Here is an 11929-nt window from a genome sequence, read left to right as displayed (position 1 = left end):
GGGCTCGAAGTGACCGACCTCGTTCCCGTCCTCAGCGCCACGTGGGGCGCCGAGAAGTCGTGGTCCCTCGACACCTACACCGAGGCAGGCGGCTACGCGCCGCTGAAGAAGGCGCTCGGCATGGAGCCCGGCGACATCATCCAGGCCGTGAAGGACTCCGGTCTGCGCGGCCGCGGCGGCGCGGGCTTCCCGACCGGCATGAAGTGGGGCTTCCTGCCCCCGGACGACGGCGGCCCCCGCTACCTCGTGGTCAACGCCGACGAGTCCGAGCCGGGCACCTGCAAGGACATCCCCACCATGATGTCCGCGCCGCACCAGCTCATCGAGGGCGTCGCGATCACGTCCTTCGCGATCGGCTGCAACCACGCCTTCATCTACCTGCGCGGCGAGGTGGTGCACGTGTACCGCCGCCTGCTGCAGGCCGTGCGCGAGGCCTACGAGGCCGGCCACCTGGGCAAGGACATCCACGGCAGCGGCTTCGACCTGGACGTCACGGTCCACGCCGGCGCCGGCGCCTACATCTGCGGCGAGGAGACCGCGCTCCTCGACTCGCTCGAGGGCCGTCGCGGCCAGCCCCGCCTCAAGCCGCCGTTCCCGGCGGTCGCGGGCCTCTACGCGCGCCCGACGGTCGTCAACAACGTCGAGTCGGTGGCCTCCGTGCCCGCGATCGTCGACCGCGGCGTCGAGTGGTTCACCGCGATGGGCACCGAGCGCTCGAAGGGCATGGGCCTGTTCTCGCTCTCGGGCCACGTCACCCGTCCCGGCCAGTACGAGGCCCCGCTCGGCATCACGCTGCGCGAGCTCCTCGAGATGGCCGGCGGCATCCGCGAGGGTCACGAGCTCAAGTTCTGGACCCCCGGCGGGTCGTCGACCCCGATCTTCACGCAGGATCACCTCGACACCCCGCTCGACTACGAGTCGGTGGGCGCGGCGGGCTCGATGCTCGGCACGCGTGCGCTGCAGATCTTCGACGAGACCACGTGCGTGGTCCGCGCGGTGACGCGCTGGACCGAGTTCTACAAGCACGAGTCCTGCGGCAAGTGCACCCCCTGCCGCGAGGGCACGTACTGGCTCACGCAGATCCTCAAGCGCGTCGAGGGCGGCCGCGGCACCGAGGCCGACATCCAGCAGCTCCTCGACACCTGCGACTCGATCGCCGGGCGGAGCTTCTGCGCGCTGGGCGACGGCGCGACGTCGTCGATCATCAGCTCCGTCAAGCTCTTCCGCGAGGAGTACGAGGCGCACGTCGAGCAGGGCGGCTGCCCGTTCGACCACTCCGCCGCGGCGCTCTTCGACTACTCCGAGACTCCTGCGACCGAGGAGGCCCACGCATGACCGCGACCGCGGACAAGGCCGCGACCGAGGCCGTCGAGACCGTCACCCTGACGATCGACGGCACCGAGGTCACCGTGCCCAAGGGCACGCTCATCATCCGTGCCGCCGAGCAGGTCGGCATCGAGATCCCGCGCTTCTGCGACCACCCGGCGCTCAAGCCCGCCGGTGCGTGCCGCCAGTGCCTCGTCGACGTCGCGAGCCCGGCCGGCCCCGAGGGCAAGCTGCGCGCGTTCCCCAAGCCCCAGGCCTCGTGCACCATGACGGTGACCGAGGGCATGGTGGTGAACACGCAGCACACCTCGGAGGAGGCCGACCGCGCCCAGAAGGGCGTGATGGAGCTGCTGCTCGTCAACCACCCGCTCGACTGCCCGGTGTGCGACAAGGGCGGCGAGTGCCCGCTGCAGAACCAGGCGATGAGCCACGGTCGCCCCGAGAGCCGCTTCGTCGACGTCAAGCGCGTCTTCGAGAAGCCGCTGCCGCTGAGCTCCGAGATCCTGCTCGACCGTGAGCGCTGCGTCCTGTGCCAGCGCTGCACCCGCTTCTCCAAGGAGATCGCGGGCGACGCGTTCATCGACCTCCAGAACCGCGGCGCGCAGCAGCAGATCGGCACGTTCGACGAGGACGTCCTCGACTTCGACGGCTACCGCCCCGTGGGCGCCGCCGCGGTGGACGAGGCGGGCAAGGCCTTCTCCTCGTACTACTCCGGCAACACGGTCCAGATCTGCCCGGTGGGCGCCCTGACCTCCGCCGCGTACCGCTTCCGCTCGCGCCCCTTCGACCTCGTGTCCTCGCCGAGCATCGCCGAGCACGACTCGTCGTGCGCCGCGATCCGCATCGACCACCGCCGCGGCCAGGTGCTGCGTCGCCTCGCGGACAACGACCCGGTGGTCAACGAGGACTGGATCACCGACAAGGACCGCTTCGCCTTCGCGTGGCAGAACCTGTCCGACCGCCTCACCCGCCCGCTGGTCCGCAAGGACGGCGCGCTGGTCGAGACCTCGTGGCCCGAGGCGCTCGCCGCCGCCGCGGCCGGCATCAAGGCCGCGACCGCCGCCGACGAGGACGGCGCCGCGCTCGGCGCCGCGGTCCTCACGGGCGGCCGCGTCACGCTCGAGGACGCGTACGCGTACCAGAAGCTCGCCCGCGTGGTGCTGGGCACCAACGACGTCGACTCGCGCGCCCGCTCCGCGAGCGACGAGGAGCAGGCCTTCCTCGGCACGCAGGTGGCCGGCACCGGCCTGGGCGTGACGTTCGGCGAGCTCGAGAAGGCTCCCGTCGTCGTGCTCGTCGGCTTCGAGGCCGAGGACGAGGGCGGCGTGGTCTTCCTGCGTCTGCGCAAGTCGCTCGGCCGCCAGCAGGTCGTGTCCGTCGCGCCCTACCTCTCGCGCGGCTCCGAGAAGCTCGGCGCCACGCTGGTCCCCGCGGTCCCCGGTCGCGAGGCCACGGCCCTCGCGGAGCTGCCGGAGGACGTGCGCGAGGCCCTCGCCCAGCCCGGGGCGGTCATCGTCCTGGGCGAGCGCGCGGCCGAGGCCGCGGGCACCTTCGTCGCCGCGAACGAGCTCGCCGCCTCCACCGGCGCGCGGCTCGCCTGGATCCCGCGACGTGCGGGCGAGCGCGGGGCCGTCGAGGCCGGCGCGCTTCCCGGGCTGCTCCCCGGCGGCCGCTCCGCGGCCAGCAAGGGCGCACGCGAGTCCGTCGCTCAGGCGTGGGGCGTCCCCTCGCTCCCGAGCGCGAAGGGCCGCAGCACCGACGCGATCATCGAGGCGGCCGCCGAGGGCGGCATCGGCGCGCTGATCGTCGGCGGCGTGAGCGCCTCCGACCTCACCGGCGACGTCGCGACCGCGTTCGAGCGCACGCCCTTCGTGGTGTCCCTCGAGGTCCGCCGCAGCGAGATCGCCGAGTCGGCCGACGTGGTCCTGCCCGTCGCGCCCCCGTCCGAGAAGTCCGGCACGTTCGTCAACTGGGAGGGTCGCCTGCGCTCGTTCGCCACGGCGATCCGCACCGATGCGATGTCCGACCACCGGGTGCTCGACCTCCTCGCCCGCGAGTGGGGCGTCGCGCTGGGCACCGGCACCGTCGAGGCCGTCAACGCGGAGATCGCCGCGCTCGGCGCCGCCGCCGACGCCGAGCGTCCCGCCGCCCCGAAGGCGCGCGCCGCAGGCAAGGCGCGCACCAAGAAGGGCACCGCGGTGCTCGCGACCTGGCACCAGCTGGTCGACGAGGGCGCGCTCCAGGAGGGCGAGCCCTACCTCGCCGGCACCGGCCGCGTCGCCGTGGCGCGCATGTCGCAGGCCACGGCCGATGCGATCGGCGCCGCCGCGTCCGTGGCGGTGTCCACCGAGTCCGGCACCATCGAGCTCCCCGTCGTCGTCACCGACATGGTCGACGGCGTGGTGTGGGTGCCCGCCAAGTCCCCGGGCTCCTGGGTGGCGCGCGAGCTGCGCGCGACCGCGGGGGCCGTCGTCACGGTGAAGGGAGCCGCGTGATCACCGGAATGCTGCCGGCGACGGTGCAGACGCCCGCCGCGGAGGCCCTGGCCGGCGACCCGCTCTGGGTCGTCATCGTCAAGGCCGTGCTCATCCTCGTGTTCCTGCTGACGTCCGTGCTGTTCGCGGTGTGGTTCGAGCGCCGCGTCATCGGCCGTCTGCAGGAGCGTCCCGGCCCCAACCGGCTGGGCCCGTTCGGCCTGCTCCAGTCCGTCTCGGACGCGATGAAGCTCCTGTTCAAGGAGGACATCACCGTCCGCGCCTCGGAGAAGATCCTCTACATCGCGGCGCCGATGATCTCGGTGTTCTGCGCGCTGCTGATCTTCGCCGTCATCCCGTTCGGCCCGGACACCCGCATCTACGGCACCGACTTCTCGACGCCGCTGCAGCTCACCGACTTCCCGGTGGCCGTGCTCTTCATCCTCGCGTGCGCCGCGCTCGGCGTGTACGGCATCGTGCTGGGCGGCTGGGCCTCCGGCTCGACCTACCCGCTCATGGGCGCGATCCGCTCGACCGCGCAGGTGATCTCGTACGAGCTCGCCATGGGCCTCTCGCTCGTGACGGTCTTCATGCTGTCGGGGACGATGAGCACGTCGGGCATCGTCGACGCGCAGGCCGACCGCTGGTGGGTGTGGCCGCTCTTCCCGGCCTTCATCCTCTACGTCATCTCCATGGTCGGCGAGACCAACCGCCTGCCCTTCGACCTCCCCGAGGCCGAGGGCGAGCTGGTGGCGGGCTTCATGACGGAGTACTCGTCGATGAAGTTCGCGTGGTTCTTCCTCGCCGAGTACATGAACATGATCAACGTCTCGGCGGTCGCCTCGACGCTGTTCCTCGGCGGCTGGCGCGCTCCGTGGCCTGCGTCGTGGCCCGGCTACGAGTTCCTCAACACCGGCATCTTCCCGCCGCTGTGGCTGATCCTGAAGATCTGGCTGCTCATGTTCGTGTTCGTGTGGATCCGCGGCTCGGTGCTGCGCTTCCGCTACGACCAGTTCATGAAGTTCGGCTGGAAGATCCTCATCCCCGTGGGCCTCGGCTGGACCGTGTTCTTCGCGGTCGGTCGCGCGACCTTCGAGCACTTCGGCCGCGACCTCAACGTCTACGACGCGGTCGCCGGGCTCATCGCCATCCTGCTCGTCGTCGCGGTCTGGAGCTTCGTCTCCGACGCGAAGGAGAAGAGCGAGGCGGAGGTCGATCCGGACGCCGAGCCCGAGGTGCTCGACGCGTTCGCGGGCGGCTACCCCGTCCCGCCGATGCCGCACCAGGTCCTGCCCCCATCGCCGCGTTCGGGCCGCACGGTCGACGCGCACGCCGGCACACGAGAGGAGGACTCCGAGTGAGCGGGTCCGACGAGGTCTGGAAGGTCAACCGCGAGCGCGACGCTCAGCGCGAGACCTTCGAGTCCAACCTGCCCAAGAAGGGTCCGATCGGCGAGGCGCTCGCGCCCGTCGCCGGCTTCGGCGTCTCCCTGAGGAACTTCTTCCGTCCGACCGTGACGGAGCAGTACCCCAAGGTGAAGACGCCCACCATGCCGCGCTACCACGGCCGTCACCAGCTCAACCGTCACCCCGACGGGCTGGAGAAGTGCATCGGCTGCGAGCTGTGCGCCTGGGCGTGCCCCGCGGACGCGATCTACGTCGAGGCGGACTCCAACACGCCCGACCACCAGGTCAGCCCCGGCGAGCGCTACGGCCGCGTCTACCAGATCAACTACCTGCGCTGCATCTTCTGCGGCCTGTGCATCGAGGCGTGCCCCACGCGCGCGCTCACGATGACCAACGAGTACGAGCTCGCGGGCCCCACCCGCGAGGGCCTCATCTACGAGAAGCAGGACCTGCTCGCGCCGATGGGGGAGAACATGCTCGCGGCGCCGCACCCGATGGTGCCCGGCACCACCGACGGCTCGTACTACCGCGGCGAGGTCACCGAGCCTGTCGAGAGCCAGGTCGAGTGGGTGCGCGAGCACCGTCCCGAGGACCCGACCCTCCCCGAGAACCACGGCAAGGAGCCCGTCGAGGACGAGGCGCCGGAGCCCGTGCGCTACAGCACGCCGCAGCACGCGGCGGGCGGAGCCGCCGGCGTCCGTGCGGAGAACCAGGGAGGGATCTCCTGATGGTCAACCCCGTCCTGTTCTGGATCATCGCCGCGATCACCGTGATCCCGGCGTTCTCGCTGCTGTTCGCCCGCAAGGCGGTGCACGTCGCCATGTCGATCGTGCTCGTCATGGTCGGGCTCGCGGCGGCGTACATCACGCTCGGCGCGCCGTTCCTGGGCATGGTGCAGATCGTCGTCTACACCGGCGCGGTCATGATGCTCTTCCTCTTCGTGCTCATGCTGGTCGGCGTCGACCAGCGCGAGGACCTCAAGGAGACCATCAAGGGCCAGCGCTGGATCGGCCTCTTCACCGCCGCGGGCCTGGGCGCCTTCCTCGTCTCGGTCGTGGGCCGCGTCACCGTCGCCGTCTCGGACACCCCCGTCCAGGGCGATCCCGACGTCGTGGCCGTCCTGCTGTTCGAGAAGTACGTCCTCGTCATCGAGGTGCTGGGCTTCCTGCTCATCACCGCCGCGGTCGGCGCGCTGGTGCTCACCCACACGCCGCGTCTCAAGCCCCGTCGCACCCAGCTCGAGGTCCAGCGCGACCGCGTGCTCGCCGGCGCGGACCCGGTCAACAAGCCGATGCCGGGCGTCTACGCGCGTCACAACGCGCTCGACGTCCCCGCGCTCGACCCCGAGGGCCAGCCCATCGACCACTCCGTCTCGCGCGTGCTCAAGATCCGCAACCAGACCCAGGAGGGCGTCGAGTTCCGCGCCGCCCTCGAGGATCCGTCGCGCAAGGAGGGCGACCGCTGATGGACCCCATCAACTTCGTCATCCTCGCGAGCATCCTGTTCGCGATCGGCGCGGCCGCGGTGCTGCTCCGTCGCAACGCGATCATCGCCTTCATGGGCGTCGAGCTCATGCTCAACGCGGCCAACCTCGCGCTCGTCGCCTTCTCCCGCATGCACGGTGAGATCGACGGTCAGATCATGGCGTTCTTCGTCCTGGTCGTCGCCGCCGCGGAGGTCGTCGTGGGACTCGCGATCATCATCGCCGTGTTCCGCGCGCGCCAGACCATCTCGCTCGACGAACCCGCTGAGCTGAAGGGCTGACCATGCTTGATCTCACCTGGCTCCTCATCGCCGTGCCCTTGGCCAGCGCCGCCTTCCTGCTCCTCGCCGGCCGCCGCGCCGACGCGTGGGGGCACTGGGTCGGCGTCGCCGCGTCGGGCACCGCCTTCCTCGTCGGCCTCGGCGCGCTGATCCAGATGCTCGGGGAGGACGCGCACCACCGCGAGCACGCGGTGCACCTGTTCTCGTGGATCCCCGGCGGCGCGCTCGACCTCGACGCGGGCCTCCTCGTGGACCCGCTGTCGATGACGTTCGTCATGCTCGTGACGTTCGTGGGCACGCTCATCCACGTCTACTCCGTCGCGTACATGGAGCACGACCCCGACCGCCGCCGCTTCTTCGCGTACCTCAACCTCTTCGTGGCCGCGATGCTGCTGCTGGTGCTCGCGGACTCGTACCTCCTGCTGTTCGTCGGCTGGGAGGGCGTGGGCCTCGCCTCGTACCTGCTCATCGGCTTCTGGAACCACAAGCCCGAGTACGCGACCGCCGCGAACAAGGCCTTCATCGTCAACCGCGTGGGCGACATGGGCCTCATCATCGCGATGGGCCTGATGTTCACGTACTTCGGAGCGCTCGACTTCGAGGGCGTCTTCGCGGCCGCGGACGGCGCGAGCACCGCGCAGCTCACCGCGATCGGCCTCATGCTGCTGGTCGCAGCCTGCGGAAAGTCCGCGCAGTTCCCGCTCCAGTCCTGGCTGGGCGACGCGATGGCCGGCCCGACCCCCGTGTCGGCGCTCATCCACGCGGCCACGATGGTCACCGCGGGCGTCTACCTCATCGTGCGCTCGGCGCCCATCTACGCGGGCGCCCCCGCCGCGCAGACCACGGTCGCCGCGATCGGTGCCTTCACGCTCATCCTCGGCGCCGTCATCGGCATGGCGAAGGACGACATCAAGAAGGCGCTCGCCGCCTCGACGATGTCGCAGATCGGCTACATGATGCTCGCCGCGGGCCTCGGGCCCGTCGGCTACGCGTTCGCGATCTTCCACCTCGTCACCCACGGCTTCTTCAAGGCCGGGATGTTCCTCGGCGCCGGCTCCGTCATGCACGGCATGAACGACCAGGTCGACATGCGTCGCTTCGGTGCGCTGCGCACCGCGATGGTCACCACCTGGGTGACCTTCGGGCTCGGCTGGCTCGCGATCCTCGGAGTGCCGCCGTTCTCGGGCTTCTGGTCCAAGGACAAGATCATCGAGGCCGCCTTCGTGGGCGAGGGCGCGCAGCCCTGGATCCTCGGCGGCGCCGCGCTCATCGGCGCGGGACTCACCGCGTTCTACATGTCGCGCCTGTTCTTCATGACGTTCCACGGCAAGGCCCGGTGGACCGACGACCAGCACCCGCACGAGTCGCCGGCCCTCATGACGGTGCCGATGATCATCCTCGCGGTGGGCTCGGCCTTCCTCGGCCTGTTCCTGGCCCTCGGCGACCGCTTCGCCACCTGGCTCGAGCCGGTCACCGGCCACGCCGAGCACCACGAGCCCGTGCTGCCGATCCCGGTCATCATGATCGCGACGCTGCTGCTGGTCGCCCTCGGCGTGTGGGTCGCGTGGCGCAAGTACGGCGCCGCGGACGTGCCCGAGACTGCCCCGGCGGCCTCGCTGGCGACCATCGCCGCGCGCAACGACATGTTCCAGGACTCGGTCAACAGGGGCGTGTTCGAGCGCCCCGGCACCCACCTCACCCGCACCCTCGTGTACGCCGATGCGGCGCTCGTGGACGGCGCCGTCGACAAGACGGCCGGCGGCTGGGCACGCACCGGAGAGTCCGTGCGGAAGACGCAGAACGGTCAGGTGCGCTCCTACGCGCTGACCATGCTGGTGGGTCTCGTCATCGTCATCCTCGTCGTGGTCCAGGGGGGTCTCTAAACCATGTTCCCGATCCTGACCGTCATGGTGGCGCTCCCTGCTGTGGGCGCCGCCGTGCTGTGGGCGCTGCCGTCGGGCGCGCGTGAGCGGGTGCGCGAGATCGCGCTCGGCATCACGGTGCTCGAGCTCGCGCTCGCCGTCGCGCTGTTCGTGCAGTTCGACACGGCCGCCGCGGGGGACATCCAGTTCTCCGAGACCTACTCGTGGATCCCGCAGATCGGAGCGAGCTGGGCGCTCGGCGTCAACGGCATCGGCCTGCTCATGGTCGTGCTCGCCGCGATCCTCACCCCGCTCGCGGTCCTCGCGGGCTGGTGGGAGGACCGCGACGCGGACCGCCGCACGCGCTACCTCGCGCTCATCCTGCTGAGCGAGGCGTTCATGGTCGGCATCTTCGCCGCCCGCGACGTCTTCCTCTTCTACGTGCTGTTCGAGGCGATGCTCATCCCGCTGTACTTCCTCATCGGCTCGTTCGGCGGCGCGCAGCGCCGCTACGCCGCGGTGAAGTTCCTGCTCTACTCGCTGGTCGGCGGCCTCATCATGCTCGCCGGCGTGGTGGCCCTGTACTTCCAGGGCCCGGGCGGCGACGAGGCGTTCCTCACGGACAACCTCACCGACCTGTCGATGTCGACCTCGACCGAGCGGCTGATCTTCCTCGCGTTCTTCTTCGCCTTCGCGATCAAGGCGCCGATGGTTCCGGTCCACACGTGGCTGCCCACGGTCGCGGAGAACGCGCGCCCCGGCACCACCGCGCTGCTGGTCGCTGTGCTCGACAAGATCGGCACCTTCGGCATGCTGACGCTCTGCGTCGCGCTGTTCCCGGAGGCGGCCGCGTGGGCCGCGCCCGTCATCATCGTCTTCGCGGTGATCTCGGTCGTCTACGGCGGACTGCTCGCGATCGGACAGCGGAACATGCTCCGCCTGGTCTCGTTCACCTCGGTGAGCCACTTCGGCATCATGGTGCTCGGCATCTTCGCCTTCACGCAGACCTCGGTCGAGGGCGCCGCGCTCTACATGTTCAACCACGGCCTCTCGACGGGTGCGCTGTTCTTCGCGGTGGGCTTCCTCATCCACCGTCGCGGCACCGCGGACGTCACCGAGTACGGCGGGCTCCAGCGGGTGGTCCCGGTCTTCGCGGGAACGTTCCTCGTGATCGGCCTGAGCGCCCTCGCGCTGCCCGGCCTGTCGCCGTTCATCTCCGAGATCATGGTGCTCGTCGGCGCCTTCTCGGTGGCCAAGGCTGCCGTGATCGTGTCGACCTTCGGCGTGGTGCTCGCGGCGCTCTACGTGCTGCTGACCTACCAGAAGGTGTTCACGGGCCCGGTGCCCGAGGCGCGCGCATCGTTCCGCGAGCTCACGCGCCGCGAGCGCGTGGTGCTGTGGCCGCTCATCGCGCTCATGCTGGTGCTCGGCTTCCTGCCGGGCATCGCGATCGACACCCTGAGCGACCCCGCGGCGGACATCGTCGCCACCGTCCCCGTTGAGGAGGCAGGTCAGTGACCTTCACGACCCCCGAGATCGCCTGGGCGCCGCTCGCGCCCCTCATGATCGTGCTCGGTGCGGCCGCTGCCGCGATCCTGGTCGAGTCCTTCGTGCGCGCACCCGAGCGCCGCCGGGCGGTGCAGCTGCTGCTGTCGCTCGTCGCGCTCCTCGCGGCCGCCGGCACCGCCGTGGTGCAGTGGGCGACGCTCGACGGCGCGGGCACCGTGGTGCTCGCCGACATGGTGACCGTCGACCGCCAGGCGCTCGCGTGGCAGGTGCTCATCCTGGTCTTCGGCGTGCTGGGCACGCTGCTGTTCGCCTCGCGCACCCGCGCGGGCGAGGAGGCGTTCACGCCGCTCGGCTCGGTCGCGCCCGGCTCGACCGAGGAGACCCTCGCGCGCCGCAAGGGCTTCCAGGTGACCGAGGTCTTCCCGCTCGCGCTCTTCGCGGTGGGCGGCATGATGCTCTTCACCGCCGTGACGGACCTCATCTTCCTGTTCGTCGCGCTCGAGGTGTTCTCGCTGCCGCTGTACATCCTCGTCGCGCTCGCGCGCCGCCGCCGCTTCCTCTCGCACGAGGGCGCGCTCAAGTACTTCCTGCTCGGCGCCTTCTCCTCGGCGATCCTGCTGTTCGGCGCGGCCTTCCTCTACGGCGCGACCGGCACCACCGCGTACGCGGGCATCTCCGCCGGCATCGCGACCGCGGCGGGCGTCGACCCGCTCATCCTCGCGGGCGCGGTCATGGTGATCGTGGGCCTGCTGTTCAAGATCGGCGCCGTGCCGTTCCACTCGTGGACGCCGGATGCCTACCAGGGTGCGCCGACCCCGGTCACCGCCTTCATGGGCGCCGCGACCAAGGCCGCCGCGACCGCCGCGCTGCTGCGCGTGGTCTACGAGGCCTTCTACGGCCTCGAGTGGGAGCTGTCGTGGCTCATCTGGATCGTCGCGATCGCGTCGATGCTGCTCGGCACCGTGGTCGCCCTGGTGCAGACCGACCTCAAGCGCATGCTCGCCTACTCGTCGGTCGCGCACGCGGGCTTCATCCTCGTGGCCTTCGCGGGCTTCCCCGACGGGGCGCTCTCGGCGCTGCCGTTCTACCTCGCGTCCTACGGCCTCGCGACCATGGGCGCCTTCGCGGTCATCTCGCAGGTGCGCGAAAAGGCCGAGGACGGCGCCGTGCTCGGCGAGGCGACCCGCCTCGGCCAGTGGGCCGGCCTCGGCCGCCGCTCGCCGCTGCTCGCGGGCGCGATGGCGCTGTTCCTGCTGTCCTTCGCGGGCATCCCGCTGACCGCGGGCTTCATCGGCAAGTTCGTGGCCTTCGCCGCGGCCGTGTCCGAGGGCGCGTGGCCGCTCGTGCTGATCGCGGTCATCGCGTCGGCCGCCGCGGCGTTCTTCTACGTCCGCCTCATCGTGCTGATGTTCCTCACCGACGTGCCCGAGGGCCAGGAGGATGCGGTCGAGATCGAGTTCAGCCCGTACGCGCGCATCGTGGTGCTCGTGACGGCGGCGCTCGTGATCCTGCTCGGCATCGTGCCCGGGCCCGTGCTCTCGGCGTTCGAGAACGCCGGCGTGCTGCTCCTGGGGGCGGCGGGCTGACG

At 70.8% G+C, this 11929-nt stretch carries 9 protein-coding genes; all 9 read left to right on the top strand.

Annotated features, from left to right (window positions below; genetic code table 11):
* Positions 1-9: 9 nt before the first annotated feature.
* The 9 genes from nuoF (at position 10) to nuoN (ending at position 11927) form a co-directional block, all read left to right on the top strand.
* Positions 10-1335 (top strand): NADH-quinone oxidoreductase subunit NuoF, encoded by a 1326-nt coding sequence (nuoF, locus tag TR42_RS03995; RefSeq protein WP_042213273.1) that lies wholly within the window; start codon positions 10-12, stop codon positions 1333-1335.
* A complete protein-coding gene (locus tag TR42_RS03990) occupies positions 1332-3821 on the top strand; it encodes an NADH-quinone oxidoreductase subunit G (RefSeq protein WP_042213271.1) in 2490 nt (829 codons plus the stop codon). Before nuoF ends, TR42_RS03990 begins: the two co-directional genes overlap by 4 nt.
* A gap of 8 nt (positions 3822-3829) precedes the next feature.
* Positions 3830-5161 (top strand): NADH-quinone oxidoreductase subunit NuoH, encoded by a 1332-nt coding sequence (nuoH, locus tag TR42_RS03985; protein WP_042213455.1) that lies wholly within the window; start codon positions 3830-3832, stop codon positions 5159-5161.
* 68 nt (positions 5162-5229) lie between these two features.
* Positions 5230-5934 carry an NADH-quinone oxidoreductase subunit NuoI gene (gene nuoI, locus TR42_RS03980; RefSeq protein WP_081953173.1) on the top strand — a complete coding sequence of 235 codons (705 nt, stop codon included), beginning with the start codon at positions 5230-5232 and terminating at the stop codon, positions 5932-5934.
* Positions 5934-6671 carry an NADH-quinone oxidoreductase subunit J gene (locus TR42_RS03975; RefSeq protein ID WP_042213269.1) on the top strand — a complete coding sequence of 246 codons (738 nt, stop codon included), beginning with the start codon at positions 5934-5936 and terminating at the stop codon, positions 6669-6671. Before nuoI ends, TR42_RS03975 begins: the two co-directional genes overlap by 1 nt.
* Entirely contained in the window at positions 6671-6970 is a 300-nt protein-coding gene (gene nuoK, locus TR42_RS03970) for an NADH-quinone oxidoreductase subunit NuoK (protein ID WP_042213267.1), read from the top strand. The genes TR42_RS03975 and nuoK overlap by 1 nt, the downstream gene beginning before the upstream one ends.
* A 2-nt stretch (positions 6971-6972) precedes the next feature.
* On the top strand, positions 6973-8853 hold the full coding sequence (nuoL, locus tag TR42_RS03965; protein ID WP_042213265.1) for an NADH-quinone oxidoreductase subunit L: 1881 nt from the start codon (positions 6973-6975) through the stop codon (positions 8851-8853).
* Between the two features lie 3 nt (positions 8854-8856).
* Complete coding sequence (locus TR42_RS03960) at positions 8857-10350, top strand: NADH-quinone oxidoreductase subunit M (protein WP_042213263.1); 1494 nt, start codon at positions 8857-8859, stop codon at positions 10348-10350.
* Entirely contained in the window at positions 10347-11927 is a 1581-nt protein-coding gene (gene nuoN, locus TR42_RS03955; protein WP_042213261.1) for an NADH-quinone oxidoreductase subunit NuoN, read from the top strand. Before TR42_RS03960 ends, nuoN begins: the two co-directional genes overlap by 4 nt.
* The last annotated feature ends 2 nt before the right edge of the window (positions 11928-11929 follow it).

The organism is Demequina mangrovi (assembly GCF_000759715.1).
GTDB classification, from domain to species: Bacteria; Actinomycetota; Actinomycetes; order Actinomycetales; family Demequinaceae; genus Demequina; species Demequina mangrovi.
The sequence above is the reverse complement of the archived record's forward strand: the minus strand, read 5'-3'. Positions and strand labels throughout refer to the sequence as shown.

Bases quoted from the DNA above. Each gene is read 5' to 3' on its own strand.
- TR42_RS03990 (WP_042213271.1), top strand. From the start codon at position 1,332: ATGACCGCGACCGCGGACAAGGCCGCGACCGAGGCCGTCGAGACCGTC.
- nuoH (WP_042213455.1), top strand. From the start codon at position 3,830: ATGCTGCCGGCGACGGTGCAGACGCCCGCCGCGGAGGCCCTGGCCGGC.
- TR42_RS03975 (WP_042213269.1), top strand. From the start codon at position 5,934: ATGGTCAACCCCGTCCTGTTCTGGATCATCGCCGCGATCACCGTGATC.
- nuoK (WP_042213267.1), top strand. From the start codon at position 6,671: ATGGACCCCATCAACTTCGTCATCCTCGCGAGCATCCTGTTCGCGATC.
- nuoL (WP_042213265.1), top strand. From the start codon at position 6,973: ATGCTTGATCTCACCTGGCTCCTCATCGCCGTGCCCTTGGCCAGCGCC.
- TR42_RS03960 (WP_042213263.1), top strand. From the start codon at position 8,857: ATGTTCCCGATCCTGACCGTCATGGTGGCGCTCCCTGCTGTGGGCGCC.